This window comes from Kitasatospora sp. McL0602, assembly GCF_052076145.1.
Classification (GTDB): domain Bacteria; phylum Actinomycetota; class Actinomycetes; order Streptomycetales; family Streptomycetaceae; genus Kitasatospora.
In genome coordinates, this window is the sequence record NZ_CP197246.1 from 320012 (window position 1) to 339680 (window position 19669).

A 19669-nucleotide genomic window follows, 5' to 3' on the forward strand; every position below is an offset into this window, starting at 1 on the left:
CTTACCGCGATCGACGGCAGCCAGGAGCGCCCAGTCCCGATCCGAAAGTGTTGATCTACGTCGCCCGGTTCCGGGATGGCCGCCTGATCTTCCCCCATGCCGAGCCCGGTGAGCAGCGATCAGGTCGCGGTACCAGGCGTACGACGCCTTCGGCGTGTGCCGCTGCGTTTCGAAGTCCACGTGGACCAGGCCGAAGCGCTGGCTGAACCCTCGGGCCGTCGAACATCCTGTCATCGTCAGTGCTCCGTCAGGGTCGCGAGCAGGGCGGCCGCCTCGGTGGACAGGCCAGGCTCGAGGCCGAGCTCCGAGTCCCGACCGGCCTCGACGCAGGCCTGGAGGTCCGGCCGGGCATCGGCGCCGCGCCCCAAGGCGATCAGCAGCTGCGCGCGGCGCAATCTGGCGTCGCCGTCGCCGGTCTCCTCCACCACCTCGTCCAGCAGCTCCAGGGCTTCCGGCAGGTGTCCCGAGTCGTGCCGGGCCACCGCGAGGTTGAAAGCGATGCCGGGGTCGGCAGAGTGCCTGCGGGCCTCCTCCAAGTCCTCAAGCGCTTGCGCCAGTTCACCCTGCTGGTAGGCCAGACCGCCGCGCAGCGCCCATGCCTGCGCATTCGCGGGGTCACTCGCGAGAGCAGCCGACAGCACCAGGCCGGCCGCCTGGAAGTCGCCTTCCTCCGCGTACAACTGTCCCTTGAGGCAGAGCAGTTGGGTGTGCTCCGGCTCGACCTGAAGGCCGGTCCCGACATCCCGCCACGCTCCGGCCTGGTCGCCCAAATCCCATAGCAGCGAAGCTCGGTTGACGTAGGCGTCGGTGAACTTCGGTTCCAGCTCCAGCACGTAGCCGTAGTCCGCCACGGCGCCGGCCAGATCACCCAGGGCGGCCCGGACCTCGGCCCGGTTGTAGTACGCCTCCGGGAACGGCGGGGACAGCTTGATGGCCTGCTCGAAGTCGGCGAGCGCCAGGTCCAGTTGGTCCGCCTTGCGGCGGATCGCGCCGCGGTCGAACCAGTACTCGGCGTAGTTGGGGTCCAGCTCGATCACAGCCCCGTAGTCGGCCAGCGCCTCCTCGTACCGGCCGACCGCGTTGTAGACCTGGGCCCGGTTGTAGCGCAGCACCGACCGGTGCAGTCCTTGCTCTCCCGGGTCCAGGGTCTCGTCCAGGAGCGCCATCGACTCGTCCAGCAGCTTGAGTGCCTCCAGCGGGCGCCTGTCGTGCACCTCGATCAGCGCGAGCCCGTTGCGGTTGAAGGCGGTCTGCATGGCTCGTTCCTTTGGTTCGCCGTGCAGCCGGGCAAGGGCGATGGCCTGATTGATCCAACCGCGGGCCAGCACGTGGTCGCGGTGGTCCTCGTCCAGGTGGCGGGTGTAGAGCATGGCGGTGGCGTACGCGGCCTGCATGTGGATGCTGGGGCTGTCGCTGGCGGCGCGGGCCTCGGCGTAGATCGGGAGCGCCTGCTCGGGAACGCCGAGTGCGGCGTAGGAGGTGGTCATCTTGGTGCTGAAGACCCACCAGGCGTCCGGGGCGTCGGCGAAGGCCGTCAGCGCGCGACCGCGGATGCCGTAGTCCACCACCGCGTGGTAGAAGCCCAGGTCCATGCAGTGGTTCAGCGCGTGGGTAAGCGCTTTGCGGCCGGCACCGGAGGGGTCGCTGCCGTGCTCCGCGTGCCACGCGATCGCGCCCAGCGCGAGCGAGGGCTCGCCGCGCAGCTCCAGCACCTGGCGCCGGGTGTCGTGCAGCATGGCCCGCTCCTCCGGGGGGAGCGACCGGTAGGCGGCCAGCACCCGCGGGTCGTCCGAGGTACCGTCCTCCTCGACGAAGAGGCGTCCGGGTGCGCGGGACGGCGTCGCCGGCTCGGCTTCGTGATCCAGGCGGCGGCAGTGCACCTCGAGTGCCTGGGACAGCGGGGCGGCGACGGGCGTGTCCGGCTCGCTCACCTGCGCGGTGCCGGTGGTCACCACGAGGGTGAGCATCTCCGGGTCCATCCGGCGCAGCAGCACGGCGATCAGCTCACGGTCGGTCGGGTCGCCGTGGTGCAGGTCATGGACCACCAGCGTGCGCGGACCGTCACCGAGCGCCTTGAGGTAGTCGATGAGGAACTCCGTGAGGCCGTGGGCGATCCGCAGGGTACGCAGCCGCGAGTAGAAGCGGGTTCGCTCGGCGGGTACGGCCAGCGACGTGAGGGTCTCCCTGCCGGCGGGGACGATCGCGCGCAGCTCGGGCGAGATGGAGAGGATCTCCACGTCGTGCCGGGCCACCGAGTCGGGGCAGCGCGACAGCGCGTCCGGCACGATCTCCAGCAGCAGGTTCCCGGCGGCCGTGTACGGGCCGCGCAGCCGGCGGTGGGCGCTGACCTCGGCCAGCACCGCCGGCACCTCCAGGACCGAGGTGCCCGTGCGGCGTCCGGCCGGATCGGCGCTGCGGAGCCAGAGGTGCTGCGGGGAGCTGGCAGTGCTGGTGCCGGTCACGGTGCTGCCTTTCATCCGACGCTTACGGGCTTGGGGCCGGCTGCGCGGGCACGCCGGCGGTCTCGGTGGGCCAGCCAGCCGACGGTGATCAGCTGGGCGACGTTGAGGGCGACGAGGACGGTGGAGTCGATCAGCCCGGCGGTCGAGCCGTGGCCGTTGTAGCGCTTGAGGACGCCGACCACGAAGGTCAGGCCGACCGGCAGGACGACGACGAGGAAGGTGACGGCGGTGAGCCCGTAGCCGCCCGCCATGAGCCAGGCGTACCAGCGGGCCACCCTGCGGTCGGTCGGGTGCCAGAGCTCCGGGTTCTCCAGGGGCCGCCGGGTCCAGCGACGCACGGCATTGCGCAGCGTGCCGCGGGCGGCCGTGTGCAGGTCCACGCAGCCGAGCAAGGTGGTGGACAGTACGTAGAGGTCGGTCCGCAGGTGCAGGAAGAACTGCCAGCCCAGCCGCAGCAGGGTCCCGTAGGCCAGTGCCAGGAAGAGCCGGCCGGTCAGCGGAAAGGCACCGCTCGCCGTCCGGGTGGCGTCGGCCGCCAGGGTGAGCAGGCCGATCACCAGGACATCGGCCAACATGCCCGCCAGGATGGGCAGGTAGCGCTTGCGTCGGGGGACGGCGACCAGGCCGTCCATCGAGGTCTCCAGGACGATGTACATCATCCGATGGCTGATTCCCAGCCGCGAACGCAGGCCCAGCCGCCGGCCGGCCAGTGTGTGGAAGCCTTCGTGTATCAGCAGGAGCGGGAACTGGCCGAAGAACAAGGTGAGTTCGATGACAGTGAAGTAACTGGTGAAGAACAGGTGGTGGTTACTGGGAGCGAGCCCCGGGACCCGGATCATCTCGACCATGCAGGCCCCGACGACGGCCGCGTAGCAGAGCCAGGCGGGGAGACTGAACAGGGCCCGGCCCAGCCGCTGCCAGCGGACCGGTGCCGGGACGGCGGGCGGCGGCGCTGGCTCGCCCGGTGCGGCAAGGAATCCCAACTCCTCCAGCGTGGCCAGGAAGTCGGTGATGTCGACGCTCTCGCCGAACTCTTCGCAATAGCGGTCGGCAGCCTGACGGGGTGTCAGCCCGTCGGTGAGGAAGCGGACCAGTGCTGCACCGTCGGCAGGGAGCACGACGTACTCGTCGATGTCGGCCCGACCGACCACCACGTCCTCCCCGTCCGGCAGGAACACCAGCGGGTGGAGCGCCCGGGGACGGTCCAGGTCGGTTTCGGGCGGACTGCTGCCGGCGGTGGGTTGCACGTACGCTCCTCAGAGGGTGGAGCCGTCGGGATTCGGCCCGGGGACGGTGGATGGGTCGCCGTGCCTGGGTGGCCCACCCACCGCCCGGTGAACCGGTTCGCCTCAGCCCGGGACGTGGTCCCGGGCTCGGGCCACCGGGACGGTGCCGATCAGACGCCAGTGGGACGTCGCCGGGGCCGCCGCAGGTGGTGCGAAGCGGTGGCGTGGTGCCGGCTGTTCCTCACCGGGTCCGACGAATCGGACGTGCGGGTGCGTTCGGTCAGAAGTCGCAGACGCAGGTGGGGCCGTAGAGCGGCTGTGCGGCGCTGGTCAGGCGGACCGAGCCGGGCTTGCGCACGACGATCTTCTTCATGGTTCTCTCCCTGTCGGATCTGGGTGGAGTGGACGTGCAGAGGCGTTCGGTCACACGTAGACGACGCAGGTGGGGCCGTAGAGCGGCTGTGCGGCGCTGGTCAGGCGGACCGAGCCGGGCTTGCGCACGACGATCTTCTTCATGCTTTTCACCTCCTCACCTGGTCTCGGACCGGAGCAGACCACACGGGTCTGCTCGCACCCAGGAGGGGTTGAGCCGATGGAGGGCTCCGAGGTGGAACGGGCGTGCGGCACTGGTCAGGCGGACCGGACCAGGCTGCACACGACGATCTTCATCCCGAACAACTACCGGCGTGGGATGCGCCGTTGGAGCTACCGATCAGCTGACTCCATCTCAGCTGCAGTCAGCTTGCTGAGGATCAGCGACCGTGTCAACGGATGTGACATGAGGGGTTGCGTCCGAGAAACGGCAGCGATCAGCCCCTCCTCGCGGCGGTTTCGAGCCCGGAAGCCACCTCCGAAGCCGGCGTCGGAACGGTGACCGTCACCGCCGGCCAAGGTCACGGACAAGTGAAGACCTTGTGGGGTCCGGGCCGTGCGAGAACGGACTGCTGTCGTAGGCGTCGGTGACGGTCTCGAAGGTCGTGCGACGCAGACACTCGGACCGTCCCAGAACGGTGGCTGGTGGCGCAGAACGCCGGGCAGCACAAGCCAGACCACCTCACCCAACTACCTTACGTGAAGCGCATGATGGGCGGTGATCAGTTCGCGGTACCAGGCGTACGACGCCTTCGGCGTGCGCCGCTGCGTCTCGAAGTCCACGTGTACCAGGCCGAATCGCTGACTGAACCCCTCGGCCCATTCGTAGTTGTCGAGCAGGGACCAGGTGAAGTAACCCCGGACGTCCACGCCTTCGGCCACGGCCTGGGCGACGGCGTCCAGGTGGCCTGCCAGGTAGTCGATCCGGAACCGGTCGTCGACGGTGCCGTCGGGGGTGATCTCGTCGGCCACCGAGCAGCCGTTCTCGGTGATGGTGACCGGCGGGAGGGCGTCGCCGTAGCGGGCCTTCAGGCCGGTGAGCAACTCGCGCAGGCCGTCCGGGACGACCGGCCAGTCGAAGGCCGTGCGGGGGACGCCGTCGATCGGGGCCTCGGCGAAGGGCAGGCCGGGCTCGGTGGGGGCGGCGATCCGGGTCGGGTTGTAGTAGTTGACGCCGAGCCCGTCCAGCCCGGGGCCCGCGATCAGCTCCAGGTCCCCGTCGCGGACGCAGCCGCCGAGGTCCTCGGCGACGCCGTACGCGCTCAGGTCGGGGTAGTGCCCGAGCAGCAGCGGGTCGGTGAACAGCCGGTTGTGCAGGGCGTCGTACGCGGCGGCGGCCGCCACGTCCGCCGGGCTCTGGCTCGCCGCGCGGACGGGGGTGAGGTTGTTGGCGATCAGCACCTCACGGCCGCGTTCGCGAAGCACGGCGGCGGCCAGCCCGTGGGCGAGCAGCTGGTGGTGCGCGGCGGGCAGCGCGTCGAGCATGAGCGTCCGGCCGGGGGCGTGGATGCCGAGTGCGTAGCCGTACACCATGTGCACGAAGGGCTCGTTGAGGGTGATCCAGGCGGGTACGCGGTCGCCGAGCCGGTCGGCGACGGTCTCGGTGTACTCGGCGAAGCGGTACGCGGTGTCGCGGTCCAGCCAGCCGCCGCGTTCCTCCAGGGCCTGCGGCAGGTCCCAGTGGAAGAGCGTGGGCAGCGGGGTGATGCCCGCCGCGAGCAGCTCGTCCACCAGCCGGTCGTAGAACGCGAGCCCGGCCGGGTTGACGGCGCCGTCGCCGGCCGGGCGCACCCGGGGCCAGGCGATCGAGAAGCGGTAGCCGTCCAGCCCGAGCCCACGCATCAGCGCGACGTCCTCGCCGTAGCGGTGGTAGTGGTCGCAGGCGATCCGGCCGGTCTGCCCGCCCTTGGTCGCCCCGGGCCGGGCGGCGAACACGTCCCACACCGAGGGCCCGCGTCCGTCCTCGTCCACCGCCCCCTCGATCTGGTAGGAGGCGGTCGAGGCGCCCCAGCGGAAGCCCGCGGGGAGGTCGAGGCGGTTCGGCATGTCCCGTTTCCCTTCCAAAACATGAGGAGACCTCATGTTAGGCAGGACGACCGCAGGAGCACCAGTGGTCGCCGAGTACAGGAACCACACCGGCACCGGCATCCGAGGCAATGTGAGCACTCCTCATGTTGGTGATTCGCGTCCGGAACACCGGATGCGGCAGAGTGGGGACATGAAGGCGGACACAGGTGGTCGTGAGCAGATCACCGGCATCAACGCGCCCCGGCGACGGCCCGTCCAGCAGCGCAGCCAGGAGCGGTACGAACGCCTCCTGGACGCCTGCGCGGGCCTCCTGGACGAGGCCGGGCCGAGTGCGCTGACCACCAAGGAGGTGGCGCAGCGCGCGCAGGTGCCGATCGGCACGCTGTACCAGTTCTTCGCGGGCAAGGAGAGCCTGCTCGCTGCTCTCGCGGTGCGGAACCTGGACCGCTACCTCGACCGCCTGGCCCGCCGCATCGAGGCCGAACACCCTCGCGGTGTCGCCGGGTTCGTCGATCTCGCGGTCGAGGAGTTCGTCGCGATGAAGCGCGCCGTGCCCGGCTTCGGCCACCTCGACTTCGGCCTGGTCGACCAGCTGACCACCGAAGCCGGCGAATCCGGTGGGCCCGACCCCGCCCCGGACCCCGAGCACCTGCTCGACGCCGAGCTCGACAACAACGCGGCCGTCACCCTGCGCCTCCAGGCGCTCGGCGGCCCGCTCTTCACCGCCGAGGGCTTCCCGCTGGCCCTGCGGGTCGCGCTGGAGTGCGCCGACGCCGTGCTCAAACTCGCCTTCCGGACCGACCCCGACGGCGACCCCGCACTGATCGCCGAGTGCAAGCGCCTGCTCCGCCGCTACCTCGCCGACTGAGAGCCGTCGCCGGGCCGTCGCCAGGCCGTCGCCGCCCCGCGTGCCCCTTTGCGACCGGGCGGGCGGAGTCGCACAGTGGAGACGGGACCGACCACTGAGGAGCCGACCATGCGAGCCACGGTAGGAGACCAGCTACACATCCACAGCAGATCGGTGGGCATGACGGACCGGAAGGGCGAGATCACCGAGGTGCGTGGCACCGACGGCGAGCCGCCCTACCTGGTGCATTTCGAGGACGGCCACGACGGCCTGGTCTACCCTGGCCCGGACACCGTCATCGAACGCCAGACCCCACCCCACCGGTAAACCCCCGAGCACCCCGGCCCGGAGTCGACGCCCTTGCCGCCACCCCTCCCCGGGCCGCTGGCCCACCTGGCCCCACTGCTGGACAGCTACGGCTACCCGGCGGTGGGTGTCCTGGTGCTCCTGGACAACTGCGGCGTGCCCGTCCCCGGCCAGACCGTCCTGGTGCTGGCGGCGGTCTACGCGGGCACCGGCCGGATGAGCATCGCCGCCGTCGTGGCGATCGCCTTCGTCGCCGCGGCGGGCGGCAACACCCTCGGCTTCCTGATCGGCCGCACCGGCGGCACCGCGTTCGTGCACCGCTGGGGGCGGTACGTGCTGCTGACCCCGGCCCGGATGGAGCGGGCGGACGGCTTCTTCGACCGGCACGGCGGCAAGATCGTCACCGTCGCCCGCTTCATCGACGGACTCCGCCAGTACAACGGCATCGTCGCGGGCACCACCGAGCTGACCTGGCGGCGCTTCCTGCCGGCGAACCTGCTCGGCGCCGCGCTCTGGGTCGGCGTCTGGGCCGGGGTCGGCTACGCGGCGGGCGGCAGCATCGGGCCGCTCTACCGGCAGCTGATCCGGTACCAGAACGTCCTGCTGATCGCCCTGGCGGTGGCGCTGGCCGCCCTCGTCACGGTGAAGCTGCTCCGCCGGCGGCCGAAGTGCGGCCGCCAGAAGTGCAGCGGTCACAAGTGCAGCCGTCAGAAGTGCAGCGGTACCACCTCGAAGGACGACGCGTAGCGGACGCCCATCCGGGTGCCGGTGGCCGTCGCGACCTGCCCCAGGAAGGACGCCGCATCGGCCATGTCTCCACCGAGACCGGCGAGGTAGGCCTTGTGGGCCTTGAGCGAGGCGACCCCGGCCTCGAAGTGGTCGGTGACGTCGACGGCGTGCCCGGCTTCGGGCGAGCCCGCCGCCCAGACCGCGCGGACGCCGCCCCACGGCTCGTGCCCCTCGGCGGTCAGCTCGCGGAAGACCCAGCGGTTGCCCGCGTCCCGGGCGGCGTCCAGCGTGGCCCGGCCGACCGCGATGTGGTCGGCCTGGTTGGGGAAGACCCCGCCGTACGTCTCTCGGTAGTTGGTGGTGATCACGATGTCGGGGCGGTGGCGGCGCACCGCCCGCGCGATGTCCCGGCGCAGCGGCAGGCCGTACTCCAGCACGCCGTCGGGGTGGCCGAGGAACTCCACCACGTCGACGCCGACGAGCGCCGCCGAGGCGATCTGCTCGGCCTCGCGGACGGGGCGGCACTCCTCCGGGTCCATCGAGTCGATCCCGGCCTCGCCGCTGGTGACCATCACGTAGACGACGCGCTTGCCCTGCGCTGTCCAGCGGGCGACGGCGGCCGCCGCGCCGTACTCCATGTCGTCGGGGTGGGCGACGACGGCCAGGGCGGTCTGCCAGTCCTCGTCGAGGGGGGTGAGCTGATCGGTCATCACTCGGCCTTCATGATCGCGTAGTTGAAGTCTGCGTGACCGAAGTGTCCCATCAGGCGGAGCCAGAACGGCATCAGCATCTCCGTGCTGCGCGCGGCCTCGATGCCGCCGAGGTCGAGCACCGCGGCGGCCGGCCAGCCGAACTGCTCCAACACGGCGGTGACCTGGGCCTTGGCCTCGGGGTCGTTGCCCGCGATGAAGAGGTTGTGCGAGCCGGGCACCCGGCGCGGCTCGACCATCACGGCCGTGTTGACGGTATTGAGCGCCTTCACCACCCGGGCCTCGGGGAACTCCCGCTGGATCTGCTCGCCGACGCTGTCGGTGTTGACCGGGTCGAGGCTCAGCTCACCCGTCGGCGAGAAGACCAGCGGGTTGGAGACGTCGATGAGCACCTTGCCCGCGAGCTGCTCCGCCCCGGCGGCCCGCAGCGCCTTGAGGGCGACCGTCCCGGAGGTGGCGTTGATGATCAGCTCACCGAAGTCGGCGGCCTCCTCGAACGTCCCGGTCCGCCCCTTGGCACCGGCCTGGTCGACCCAGGCCAGCGCGGCCGCGTTGTCCTTGGTGCGCGAGCCGAGGGCCACCTCGTGTCCGAGGGAGACCAGTTTGGTGGCCAGTGTCCGGCCGACGACACCCGTCCCGATGATCCCGATGCGCATGGTCAGCTCTCCCCGATCGACACCGCCCGGCCACCCGGGCTCGTCTTCGCACCATAGCTGACATGCCATCACCGGGACGAGTGCCGACCGGCCAGGCTCTCCAGGATCAGATCACTCCACCGTCACGCTCTTGGCGAGGTTGCGGGGCTTGTCGACGTCGCGGCCCAGGGCGACGGCGGCGTAGTAGGCGAGCAGCTGGAGCGGGATGTTGAGCAGCAGCGGGTCGAGCTCGGGCTCGCTCTTGGGGACGACGATCGCGTGGTCGGCGAGCTTGGCCTCGGGCACGCGGTGGCCGATGGCGAGGATGCGGCCGGAGCGGGCCTTGATCTCGCCGAGGGTGGTGAGGTTCTTGTCGAGCAGCTCGTCGTCGGGGACGAGGGCGACGGTCGGCAGCTCGGGGCTGATCAGCGCCAGCGGGCCGTGCTTGAGCTCGCTCGCCGGGTAGGCCTCGGCGTGGACGTAGGAGATCTCCTTGAGCTTCTGCGCGCCCTCGCGGGCGACGGGGTAGCCGCGCGTCCGGCCGATGAACATCATGCCCGCGTTGTCGGCGTACTCGGCGGCGAGCTTGGCGATGTCCTCCTCCTGCGCGAGGATCTCCCGGATCTGGCCGGGCAGGGCCTTGAGCCCGGCGACGATCCGGCGGCCGTCGGCGGGCGACAGGTCGTGGATGCGGCCGAAGTTCAGCGCGAGCAGGGCGAAGGCGATCACGGTGGAGGTGAACGCCTTGGTGGAGGCGACGGAGATCTCCGGCCCGGCGTGCAGGTAGATCCCGCCGTCGCACTCGCGGGCGATCGCGCTGCCGACGGTGTTGACGACGCCGAGGACGCGGCCGCCCTTGCGCTTGATCTCCTGGACGGCGGCGAGCGTGTCGTAGGTCTCGCCGGACTGGCTGACGGCGACGTAGAGGGTGTCGTGCTCGATGACGGGGTTGCGATGGCGGAACTCGGAGGCGGGCTCGCTGTGCGCGGGGATGCGGGCGAGCTCCTCGATCAGCTGGGCGCCCATCTCGCCGGCGTAGTACGCGGAGCCGCAGCCGAGGATCTTCACCCGGCGGATCTCGCGCAGCTCGCGGGCGTCCAGGTTGAGCCCGCCGAGGTGGGCGGTGGCGAACCGCTCGTCGAGGCGGCCGCTGAGGGTGCGCTCGACGGCGCCGGGCTGCTCGTGGATCTCCTTGAGCAGGTAGTGCTCGTACCCGGCGGTGTCGTAGGAGGCGATCTCCCAGTCGACGGTGGAGGGCTGGCGGGTGACGGTGCGGGCATCCTCGGTGAAGGTGCGGAAGCCGTCGGCGCGGACGGTGGCCAGCTCGCCGTCCTCCAGGTGGACGACCTGGCGGGTGTAGCGGACGAGGGCGGCGACGTCCGAGGCGACGAACATCTCCTTCTCGCCGATGCCGAGCACGATCGGGCTGCCGTTGCGGGCGACGACGATCCGGTCCGGCTGGGCGGAGTCGAGGACCGCGATGCCGTACGTGCCGACGACGTGGCCGAGCGCGGCGCGGACGGCGTCCTCCAGCTCGATGCCCTCGACCGCGTGGGCGGCGATCAGGTGGCCGAGCACCTCGGTGTCGGTCTCGGAGGTGAAGACGGCGCCGTCGGCGAGCAGGCGGGCGCGCAGCTCGTCGGCGTTCTCGATGATGCCGTTGTGGACGACGGCGATCCGGCCGGAGTTGTCGGTGTGCGGGTGGGCGTTGGCGTCGCTCGGCTCACCGTGGGTGGCCCAGCGGGTGTGGCCGATGCCGGTCGTGCCCTTGAAGCGGGCGGGGACGGCGGCGGCGAGGTCGGCGACCCGGCCCTTGACCTTGCAGATCTTCAGCGCGCCGGCCTTGCTGGAGACGGCGACCCCGGCGGAGTCGTACCCCCGGTACTCCAGGCGCTGCAGGCCCTCCAGGAGGAAGGTGGTCGCGTCCTTCGGGCCGATGTATCCGACGATTCCGCACATGTGCCAGCAACTCCTTGCATGGTTCCGGGTGGTCGCGGGGCTCAGCCGTAGACCATCCGCCGGAGCTGACGGGTGGACAGCTCCGGCGCGGTGACCCGGCGGGCGGCGAGTTCGGCGCCGAGCCGGGCGAAGATCTTCTCGTTGGTGAGACCCCTGGCCTGCAGTTCGCCGTGGCGGCGGCGGACGTACTCCTCGGTGGACTCGGAGAAGTACGCCAGCACCTCCGCGACCACCCGCGCCGCCTCCCCCGGCCCCAGGGAGCTGGTGCGGGTGAGATGGGCGAGCAGGTCTTCGTGAGGGTGCGGCGAGACAGGCACGAGACGGGAGCCTAGGCGCCCTCGGCCACCAGACCAAGATTCCTGCCCGAAATCGGGCAGATCTTCAGACATTCGGCCGCACTGGCACCGCCTGTCACTTCAGGTTCAAGGATGATCACGTTGAGTGATTGATCGGACTTGTGACTCATACATACCAATGTGAGAGTGTGAGTCGCTGGTGACCGGGGGGCGCTCTCTTCGTTGACCACGTCGGCAGCCGCTCAACGGGGCCGACACTTCCCGGATGGCGGCCGGAAACGGCGTATTCCCAGCCGCTGCCGCCAGGATGGGAAGGAAACCTGTCCGAAGCGATATGTCGGGGGACCACCGTCATGCAGCCGCGAGTTTTCGCGATCATCACCGCGTTCCTGCTGGGCGCCCTCGGGCTCGGCGCGGTAGCCGTCACTCAGTGGACGCCGGCCACCACCCCGGCCGCCGCCGTCGGCACCGCCCCCGCCGGCTCCGGCGCACTGCCCGCCACCGCGAGCGCCTCGCCCTCCCCCACCGGTGATCCCGCCGTCTGGACGCGCAGCACCCTGCGCAACAAGCTGATGGCCGAGATGGACGCGACCGACCCCGGCGTCGCGCTCGCCGACCTCGACAAGATCACCAAGAAGCTGCCGTACACCGTCCGCTTCTGCCACCCGATCGCGCACGAGCTCGGCCACGCCGCGGTGAAGCGGTTCAACGAGGACTTCCAGAAGGTCATCTCCTTCCCGCACGAGACCTGCGCCGCGGGCTACCTGCACGGCGCGGTCGAGGAGATGCTCAATGCCTCGAAGAACCCCCAGGCCGACCTGCTGAAGCTCTGCGCCCCGAACAACACCGGCCCCTGCATCCACGGCGTCGGCCACGGCACCATGTTCGTCGCCAAGCAGGACGTCGAGAAGGCCCGCGACCTCTGCAGCGAGTTCTCCAGCGACAGCCGGAAGATCACCTGCTCCGAGGGCCTGTTCATGCAGCTCTTCGGCCCCGACGAGGAGGACGAGAAGGCCAAGGCCAACCTCCCGGCCGACAAGCTCGCCAAGGAACCGCTCTACCCCTGCCCCGAGCAGCCCTCGCTCTTCCAGTCGGCGTGCTACTTCTACGCCCCGACCTTCTACCTCAGCTCGCACGACTACGCCAACCACCCCGAGGTCTTCGCGGGCGCCCTGGCCTGGTGCCTCAACGCCAAGTCCACCGGCGGCGACATCGACTGCAGCCGGGGCGTCGGCTCACGCACCATGAAGTACAACCTCGACCGCATCAACTGGGCCGCCGAGCAGTGCGCCACCGGCGTCGACGCCAAGCACCGCAAGGCCTGCACCGACGGCCTCTACAGCTACTACACCGTCAACTACACCGAACCCGGCGCCGGCGCCCGCCTCTGCAGCCAGCTCACCAACACGGAGATCGCGGGCTACTGCCGCAGCGCGGGCGGCCTCGCCAACACTCTCGACTGACGGACAGGCGGAGCAGCAGCCCGTCGCGCGAGTTTATGATCCACCGCGTGAGCGACTTCCGTACTGCCGCCCGAGCCACCGCCGACCTGGTCGCGGACTACCTCGACGCCGTGCCGGACCGCCCGGTCTGGCAGCCGATGGACCCGGCGGAGCGCGAAGCGCTGCTCGCCGCGCCGCTGCCGGAGCTCGGCACGGCGCTGCCGGAGCTGGTCGAGACCATCGAGCAGCGGATCATGCCCGCGCCGATGGGCAACGGCCACCCCCGGTTCTTCGGCTGGGTCAATTCCGCCCCGGCCCCGGCGGGCGTGCTGGCGACGCTCGCCGCCGCCGCGATGAACCCCAGCTCGGCGGGCGGCGACCACGCCGACGTGCACCTGGAGCGGGCGGTGGTCCGCTGGATCGCCGAGCTGGTCGGCTTCCCGCACCCGGCGGGCGGCGGCATCCTTACCTCCGGCACCTCGATGGCGACCATCCTCTGCCTGACGGCGGCCCGTAACCGCGCCGCCGCCCGCCTCGGCCACGACCTCCGCGCGGACGGCCTGACCGGCCTGCCCCCGCTGATCGCGTACGCGACGGCCGAGACCCACTCCTGCGTCCGCAAGGCCGTCGAGCTGCTCGGCCTCGGCAGCCGGCACCTGCGGACCGTGCCCAGCGACGCCGACGGCCGCCTGGACACCGCCGCGCTCGCCACCGCCGTCGCCGAGGACCGCGCCGCCGGGCTGGTCCCCTTCCTGGTGGTCGCCTCGGCGGGCACCGTCGGCACCGGCGCGGTCGACGCCTTCCACCCGATCGCCGACCTGTGCGAGGCCGAGGGCCTGTGGCTGCACGTGGACGGCGCGTACGGCGCCTTCGGCGTGCTGGACCCGGCGATCGCCGGGCAGTACGCGGGGATGGACCGCGCCGACTCGCTGGCGCTGGACCCGCACAAGTGGCTCGGCGTTCCGGTCGACTGCGGCTGCGCGCTGGTGCGGGAGACCGAGGCGCTGCGCGGGGCGTTCAGCCTGGTGCCCTCGTACCTGCGGGACGAGGCGGCGGGCGAGCTCGGCTGGTTCTCCGAGTACGGCATGGAGCAGACCCGCCCGTTCCGCTCGCTCAAGGTCTGGGCGACCATCGCGCACCGGGGGCGGGCGGGCATCGCCGCCGACATCGCCCGCTGCACCGAGCTGGCGCGGCACCTCGGCGAGCTGGTCGAGGCCGATCCGGAGCTGGAGCTGCTGGCACCCGTCCGGACCTCGATCGTCGCCTTCCGGTACCGGCCGGCCGGGGCCTCCCCCGAGGCCACCGACGAGCTGAACCGCGAGCTGCCGGTCGCCGTGCAGCGACGAGGAAACGTGTTCGTCACGGGAGCGCTGCTCGACGGGCGGGAGATGCTCCGGGCGTGTCTGCTGAACGCCGCGACCACCGAGGCCGACCTGAAACTGCTGGTGGACGAAGTACGCCTGGCGGCAGCCGGTCTGACGCGGCATCGAGCCGAATCCTGACGGTCACCAGCCGTTCACCCCAGGTCGCCCCGAGACCAGCCTGAGACATTTACCGACAGGTCACGGGGGATTCGTGATCGTGAAACACCGGAGCGACACCATGCTCCTATGGAGAAACTCCCCGCCCCGCAGCCCGCCACCCCCTCCCGCGCCCAGCGGCGCCGCGTCCGTACCCACCGCTGGCGACGGGACGCCTCCGAGCTCGCCGCCGTCTTCCTCGCCGTCGCCCTCGCCGACCTCGTCGCCAACGTCGTGGTGCACGGGCACGACGGCCCGGTACTGCTGGTCGCCTCGGCGTTCGCGCTCGGCGGCACGGCGCTGTTCCACGCCTGGTGGGCACACCGGCACCCGCACCATCCGCCCGGCCCGGAGCCGACCGCACCACCCGGGCCCGCCGAGGTGACCGGCCCGCTGTACGACTACCAGGAGACGGCGCTCTGGCGCGTGCGCACCACCGTCGCCGACTCCCCCGGCAGCCTGGCCCGGATCTGCACGGCCTTCGCCGAGCAGCAGATCAACATCGTCTCCCTCCAGGCCCACCCGCTGGCCACCGGCACGGTCGACGAGTTCCTGATCCGTACGCCGCTCGTCCTGACCCGCGCCGAGCTGGCCCGCACCGTCGCGGCCGCCGGGGGGCTGGACATCTGGACCGACCCGGCCGACGCGCACGACCTGGTCGACGAGCCCACCCACGTCCTGGCGCTCGCCACCCGGACGGCCCTGGACGCCGCCGAGCTGCCCGTCGCGCTGCGCCGGCTCTTCGGCCGCTGCACCATCCGGCAGTACCCGGGCGGCGCGGCCCGCGCCGGGGCGGCGGTGGACGGGCACGTGATGCGGCTGCCCGTCCCCTCCGGTGACCTGATCGAGCTCACCCGGCCGCACCTGCCGTTCACCCCCACCGAGTTCGCCCGCGCCCAGGCGCTGGTCGAGCTGGACACGCTGCTCGGACCGCGCGTGCCCAAGACCGAGGCCCGGCTCAGCCGCGCTGCCGGGGCCGATCTGACGGTCCGCCGCGCCGACGCCACCGACAAGGACGCCGCCCTCGCCATGCACCGGCGCTGCTCCCCCGACGCCCTGCGCAAGCGCTACCACGGCCCGGTCGGCGACGCCGACCGCCACCTCGACCACCTGCTCGACCCGCGCCACGGCCAGACCCTCGCCGTCGAGGCCCCCGACGGCCGCCTCGTCGCCCTCGCCCACCTGATGTGGGACGACGACAGCGCGGAGGTCGCCCTGCTGGTCGAGGACGACTGGCAGCGGCGCGGCCTCGGCTTCGACCTGCTGCGCCGGATGGCCGCCCTCGCCCTGGAGGCCGGAGTCCCCTCCGTGTACGCCGTCACCCACGCCTCCAACACCGGCCTGATCGCCACCATGCGGCGGCTCGACGCCCCCCTGGACTACCAGGTCGAGGACGGCACCCTCGTCATCACCGCCCACCTCACCGAGGCGGCGAGCTTCCCCCAACTGGCCAACCCGTGGGGGCGCGGGACGCTGTCCGACTGACCCGAGCGGTTGGCCGCGGAGACTTCCGCGCCCCCGATCCGGCTGCTCCCCGGGGTGCGATCACGGCGGCGGGGACGGGAGTAGGTAGGCTGGCCCCGTCCCCGCCGCCCGGGTAGTCGCTGTACGACCACCGGGTAGCGCCGCAGCAAGGAGGAACCACTGAGCATGCCAGGCACCGATTCGGAAGCCGCGGCGGTCCGCGAGGCCTCGCTGCCCGCCCGCGCCAAGCTCGCCGTGACGGCCGGCCGGATGGCCGCCGCCCTCTCGCAGAAGGCTGGCCGTGGCAGCGGCTCGGTGATCGGCGGCAAGGTCGCGCTCAAGCTGGACCCCGACCTGCTCCGGACCCTCGCCGAGCACCTCGACGTGGTGCTGGTCAGCGCCACCAACGGCAAGACCACCACCACCCGCCTGATCGCCGAGGCGCTCCGCGCCGCCGGCCCGGTGGTCTCCAACGCGCTGGGCGCCAACATGCCCGCCGGGATCACCGCCGCGCTCGCGGGCGGCTCGGACGCCCGGTTCGGCGTGATCGAGGTCGACGAGAAGTACCTGGCCGGGGTCGCCCGCGACACCCGTCCGAAGGCCATAGCGCTGCTCAACCTCTCGCGGGACCAGCTCGACCGCGCCGCCGAGACGCGGATGATGGCCGAGAAGTGGCGCGAGGGCCTCCAGGACACCGACGCCGTGATCATCGCCAACGCCGACGACCCGCTGGTGACGTGGGCCGCCTCCTCCTGCCGGAAGGTGGTCTGGGTGGCCGCCGGTCAGGCGTGGAAGGAGGACGCCTGGTCCTGCCCGTCCTGCGGCGGTGTGATGCAGCGTCCGGGCGACGACTGGTTCTGCCAGGACTGCGGCTTCCGCCGTCCGCAGCCGCACTGGGCGCTCCAGGGCACCCACGTGATCGACCCGCAGCGCGGCGCCTGGCCGATCCAGCTCCAGCTGCCCGGCCGTGCCAACCTGGCGAACGCCACCAGCTCGGCCGCCGTCGCCGCCGTCTTCGGCGTCGCCCCGCAGGTCGCGCTCCAGCGGATGCAGGCCGTCACGGCCGTCGCGGGCCGCTACGACGTGGTCAACTACCTCGGCCGCGACGTCCGCCTGCTGCTGGCCAAGAACCCGGCCGGCTGGCTGGAGACCTTCTCGCTGATCGACGGCCCGCCGGCGCCGGTCGTCCTCTCGGTCAACGCGATGGACGCCGACGGCACCGACACCTCCTGGCTCTGGGACGTCGACTACGAGCGGCTCTCCGGACACCCGGTCTACGTGATGGGCCAGCGCAAGCTGGACCTCGCGGTGCGGCTGGAGGTCGCCGGGCTGCAGTTCCAGGTGGTCGACACGCTGGAGCAGGCCGTGCAGATGGCCCCGCCCGGACGGATCGAGGCGATCGCCAACTACACCGCGTTCCAGCAGCTGCGCAAGGCGGTGGCGAACTGATGTCGTACCCCAACGAGTTCCCCCCCGCCCACCCCGCCGGCAACCCTCCTGGGGCCCCCGGCCCGAACGTCGGCGCGAACCCCTACGCCGCCGAGCCGCAGTACGGAAGGCCCAACAGGATGAGCGAGAGCAGCCTGCGGCTGGTGTGGGTCTACCCGGACCTGCTCAGCACCTACGGCGACCGCGGCAACGCGCTGGTCGTCGAGCGCCGGGCCCGCCAGCGCGGGCTGGGCGTGCAGCGGATCGACGTCCGCTCGGACCAGGCGGTGCCGACCAGTGGTGACATCTACCTGATCGGCGGCGGTGAGGACCGGCCGCAGCGGCTGGCCGCCGAGCGGCTGCGCGCGGACAACAACCTCGTCCGGGCCGCCGAGAACGGTGCGATCATCTTCTCGGTCTGTGCCGGGTACCAGATCCTGGGCCACGAGTTCATCAACGACCTGGGCCAGCGCGAGCCGGGCCTCGGCCTGCTGGACGTCTGGACCACCCGTGGCGACGGCGCCCGCTGCGTCGGCGACGTGCTCGCCGAGGTCGACCCGCGGCTGGCGCTCCCTCAGCTGACCGGCTTCGAGAACCACCAGGGCGTCACGCACCTCGGCCAGGGCGTCGCGCCGCTGGCCCGGGTGCAGACCGGCCGGGGCAACGGCACCGGCGACGGCACCGAGGGCGCCTGGCGCGACACCGTCTTCGGCACCTACCTGCACGGCCCGGTGATGGCCCGTAACCCTGCCGTCGCCGACATGCTGATCAAGCTGGCGCTGGACGTGAACGCCCTGCCGCCCGCCGACACCACCTGGTACGACGCGCTGCGCGCGGAGCGGATCGCCGCCACCCGCCAGCCCGCGTAGTCACCGTCCACCGGCTGACCTGACCGCATGGCGGGCAGCCGGTGCCCAAGCACCCACATTCGTACGACAATGGAGTGAGAGCCGGACGCACACCCTCCTCGGCGTCCGGGGAACAGTTCCGCGCGGGCGCGCCGACGACGCCGCTCCCGCGTCGGCGCCTGCCCGGCCGGACGCAGTCGCCGTATGCTGAGCTCCATCGGCCCGATTCGGGCGATTTGCTCCGAATCGAGCCTGCCTTTAGGTGTCGACGCCAAGGTGGTAGTCCGGCCGTTCCGGTTCTGCACGGGAGTTGCAAAGCAATGCGTATTGGTGTGCTGACCAGCGGCGGTGACTGCCCCGGCCTGAACGCCGTGATCCGTTCCGTGGTCCACCGGGGGGTGGTCGACCACGGCGACGAGATCATCGGGTTCCAGGACGGCTGGCGCGGTCTCCTGGAGGGAATTCACCGCCCCCTCACCATCGACTCAGTGAGCGGCATCCTCGCTCAGGGCGGCACCATCCTGGGCTCGTCCCGGGTGCAGCCGAGCCACCTGCGGGACGGCGTCGAGCGCGCCAAGCAGTACTGCAAGGAACTCGGCATCGACGCGGTCATCCCGATCGGCGGCGAGGGCACCCTCAAGGCCGCCAAGCTGATGAGCGACGCGGGCCTGCCCGTGGTCGGCGTGCCGAAGACCATCGACAACGACATCGCCTGCACCGACGTGACCTTCGGCTTCGACACCGCCGTCTCGGTGGCGACCGAGGCGCTGGACCGGCTGAAGACCACCGCCGAGTCCCACCAGCGGGTGATGGTCGTCGAGTTGATGGGCCGCCACACCGGCTGGATCGCCCTGCACGCCGGCATGGCCGCCGGTGCACACGCGATCGTGGTGCCCGAGCGCCCGTTCCACATCGACAAGCTCACCGAGGTCGTCCGGGAGCGGTTCGACCGGAACAAGAAGTTCGCCATCGTGGTCTGCGCCGAAGGCGCCAAGCCCGAACCCGGCACCATGCACTGGGAGGAGGGCGTCAAGGACATCTACGGCCACGAGCGCTTCACCGGTGTCGCCAACCAGCTCTCCCGCGAGCTGGAGCACCGCCTCGGCAAGGAGGCCAAGCCGGTCATCCTCGGCCACACCCAGCGCGGCGGCACCCCCACCGCGTACGACCGCGTCCTCGCCACCCGCTTCGGCTGGCACGCCGTCGAGGCCGTCCACAAGGGCGCCTTCGGCCACATCACCGCCCTCCAGGGCACCCAGATCAACCTGGTGCCGCTGGCCGAGGCGGTCGCCGATCTGAAGACCGTCCCCGCCGAGCGCTACACCGAGGCCGAGACCGTCATCTGACACCTCCCCACACGCGGCCGGGCGGGGCCACCCCGCTCGGCCGTGCCCGGA

Annotated in this window: 17 protein-coding genes and 1 pseudogene; 9 read left to right on the top strand and 9 right to left on the bottom strand. The window is 71.5% G+C overall.

Translation table 11 applies throughout. The annotated features are described in order from the left end of the window. Positions 1 to 99 precede the first annotated feature (99 nt). The 4 genes and pseudogenes from ACR68M_RS01560 to ACR68M_RS01575 all read right to left on the bottom strand — a co-directional run. A pseudogene (locus ACR68M_RS01560) lies at positions 100 to 216 on the bottom strand (family 1 glycosylhydrolase); the annotation flags it as partial. 20 nt (positions 217 to 236) lie between these two features. After that, entirely contained in the window at positions 237 to 2462 is a 2226-nt protein-coding gene (locus ACR68M_RS01565) for a tetratricopeptide repeat protein (protein ID WP_441248542.1), read from the bottom strand. 11 nt (positions 2463 to 2473) lie between these two features. Continuing rightward, entirely contained in the window at positions 2474 to 3709 is a 1236-nt protein-coding gene (locus ACR68M_RS01570) for a hypothetical protein (protein WP_441248543.1), read from the bottom strand. A gap of 1041 nt (positions 3710 to 4750) precedes the next feature. After that, a complete protein-coding gene (locus ACR68M_RS01575) occupies positions 4751 to 6106 on the bottom strand; it encodes a GH1 family beta-glucosidase (protein ID WP_441248544.1) in 1356 nt (451 codons plus the stop codon). Between the two features lie 172 nt (positions 6107 to 6278). Here ACR68M_RS01575 and ACR68M_RS01580 point away from each other — a divergent pair, with 172 nt between their 5' ends. The 3 genes from ACR68M_RS01580 to ACR68M_RS01590 all read left to right on the top strand — a co-directional run bounded on the left by ACR68M_RS01580 (position 6279) and on the right by ACR68M_RS01590 (position 7988). Then, a complete protein-coding gene (locus ACR68M_RS01580; RefSeq protein WP_441248545.1) occupies positions 6279 to 6956 on the top strand; it encodes a TetR family transcriptional regulator in 678 nt (225 codons plus the stop codon). A gap of 108 nt (positions 6957 to 7064) precedes the next feature. After that, positions 7065 to 7262 carry a DUF1918 domain-containing protein gene (locus ACR68M_RS01585; RefSeq protein WP_441248546.1) on the top strand — a complete coding sequence of 66 codons (198 nt, stop codon included), beginning with the start codon at positions 7065 to 7067 and terminating at the stop codon, positions 7260 to 7262. A 33-nt stretch (positions 7263 to 7295) separates the two neighbouring features. Further along, a complete protein-coding gene (locus tag ACR68M_RS01590; RefSeq protein WP_441248547.1) occupies positions 7296 to 7988 on the top strand; it encodes a DedA family protein in 693 nt (230 codons plus the stop codon). Here the strand turns inward: ACR68M_RS01590 and ACR68M_RS01595 are convergent. The 5 genes from ACR68M_RS01595 to ACR68M_RS01615 form a co-directional block, all read right to left on the bottom strand. Beyond that, the gene (locus ACR68M_RS01595; protein ID WP_441248548.1) at positions 7949 to 8680 is read right to left on the bottom strand and encodes a PIG-L deacetylase family protein; all 732 of its coding nucleotides are present in this window, start codon (positions 8678 to 8680) and stop codon (positions 7949 to 7951) included. The genes ACR68M_RS01590 and ACR68M_RS01595 overlap by 40 nt on opposite strands. After that, a complete protein-coding gene (locus ACR68M_RS01600; RefSeq protein ID WP_441248549.1) occupies positions 8680 to 9336 on the bottom strand; it encodes an NADPH-dependent F420 reductase in 657 nt (218 codons plus the stop codon). The genes ACR68M_RS01595 and ACR68M_RS01600 overlap by 1 nt, the downstream gene beginning before the upstream one ends. A gap of 111 nt (positions 9337 to 9447) precedes the next feature. Next, positions 9448 to 11274: a glutamine--fructose-6-phosphate transaminase (isomerizing) gene (gene glmS / locus ACR68M_RS01605; RefSeq protein ID WP_441248550.1), complete on the bottom strand. Its 1827-nt coding sequence runs from the start codon at positions 11272 to 11274 to the stop codon at positions 9448 to 9450. 41 nt (positions 11275 to 11315) lie between these two features. Further along, positions 11316 to 11591, bottom strand: a complete 276-nt coding sequence (locus tag ACR68M_RS01610; protein WP_441248551.1) for a hypothetical protein — start codon at positions 11589 to 11591, stop codon at positions 11316 to 11318. 11 nt (positions 11592 to 11602) lie between these two features. Further along, positions 11603 to 11740: a hypothetical protein gene (locus tag ACR68M_RS01615; protein ID WP_441248552.1), complete on the bottom strand. Its 138-nt coding sequence runs from the start codon at positions 11738 to 11740 to the stop codon at positions 11603 to 11605. A gap of 183 nt (positions 11741 to 11923) precedes the next feature. On the opposite strand from ACR68M_RS01615, the gene ACR68M_RS01620 reads away from it, so the two are divergent. From ACR68M_RS01620 to ACR68M_RS01645, 6 genes are all read left to right on the top strand, one after another. Further along, positions 11924 to 13033, top strand: coding sequence for a hypothetical protein (locus ACR68M_RS01620; RefSeq protein WP_441248553.1), 1110 nt, complete (start codon positions 11924 to 11926; stop codon positions 13031 to 13033). A 47-nt stretch (positions 13034 to 13080) separates the two neighbouring features. Beyond that, positions 13081 to 14514 (top strand): pyridoxal phosphate-dependent decarboxylase family protein, encoded by a 1434-nt coding sequence (locus ACR68M_RS01625; RefSeq protein ID WP_441248554.1) that lies wholly within the window; start codon positions 13081 to 13083, stop codon positions 14512 to 14514. Between the two features lie 108 nt (positions 14515 to 14622). Continuing rightward, the gene (locus ACR68M_RS01630) at positions 14623 to 16017 is read left to right on the top strand and encodes a GNAT family N-acetyltransferase (RefSeq protein ID WP_441248555.1); all 1395 of its coding nucleotides are present in this window, start codon (positions 14623 to 14625) and stop codon (positions 16015 to 16017) included. A 165-nt stretch (positions 16018 to 16182) separates the two neighbouring features. Further along, entirely contained in the window at positions 16183 to 17445 is a 1263-nt protein-coding gene (locus ACR68M_RS01635) for a MurT ligase domain-containing protein (RefSeq protein WP_441248556.1), read from the top strand. Between the two features lie 119 nt (positions 17446 to 17564). Next, positions 17565 to 18293 (top strand): type 1 glutamine amidotransferase, encoded by a 729-nt coding sequence (locus ACR68M_RS01640; RefSeq protein ID WP_441251803.1) that lies wholly within the window; start codon positions 17565 to 17567, stop codon positions 18291 to 18293. Positions 18294 to 18592: 299 nt separating this feature from the next. After that, positions 18593 to 19618, top strand: a complete 1026-nt coding sequence (locus ACR68M_RS01645; RefSeq protein WP_441248557.1) for a 6-phosphofructokinase — start codon at positions 18593 to 18595, stop codon at positions 19616 to 19618. Positions 19619 to 19669 lie beyond the last annotated feature (51 nt).

Coding starts and splice junctions, on each gene's coding strand:
- ACR68M_RS01575 (WP_441248544.1), bottom strand. CDS start 6,106: ATGCCGAACCGCCTCGACCTCCCCGCGGGCTTCCGCTGGGGCGCCTCG.
- ACR68M_RS01580 (WP_441248545.1), top strand. CDS start 6,279: ATGAAGGCGGACACAGGTGGTCGTGAGCAGATCACCGGCATCAACGCG.
- ACR68M_RS01585 (WP_441248546.1), top strand. CDS start 7,065: ATGCGAGCCACGGTAGGAGACCAGCTACACATCCACAGCAGATCGGTG.
- ACR68M_RS01595 (WP_441248548.1), bottom strand. CDS start 8,680: ATGACCGATCAGCTCACCCCCCTCGACGAGGACTGGCAGACCGCCCTG.
- ACR68M_RS01600 (WP_441248549.1), bottom strand. CDS start 9,336: ATGCGCATCGGGATCATCGGGACGGGTGTCGTCGGCCGGACACTGGCC.
- glmS (WP_441248550.1), bottom strand. CDS start 11,274: ATGTGCGGAATCGTCGGATACATCGGCCCGAAGGACGCGACCACCTTC.
- ACR68M_RS01615 (WP_441248552.1), bottom strand. CDS start 11,740: ATGAGTCACAAGTCCGATCAATCACTCAACGTGATCATCCTTGAACCT.
- ACR68M_RS01620 (WP_441248553.1), top strand. CDS start 11,924: ATGCAGCCGCGAGTTTTCGCGATCATCACCGCGTTCCTGCTGGGCGCC.
- ACR68M_RS01630 (WP_441248555.1), top strand. CDS start 14,623: ATGGAGAAACTCCCCGCCCCGCAGCCCGCCACCCCCTCCCGCGCCCAG.
- ACR68M_RS01635 (WP_441248556.1), top strand. CDS start 16,183: ATGCCAGGCACCGATTCGGAAGCCGCGGCGGTCCGCGAGGCCTCGCTG.
- ACR68M_RS01640 (WP_441251803.1), top strand. CDS start 17,565: ATGAGCGAGAGCAGCCTGCGGCTGGTGTGGGTCTACCCGGACCTGCTC.
- ACR68M_RS01645 (WP_441248557.1), top strand. CDS start 18,593: ATGCGTATTGGTGTGCTGACCAGCGGCGGTGACTGCCCCGGCCTGAAC.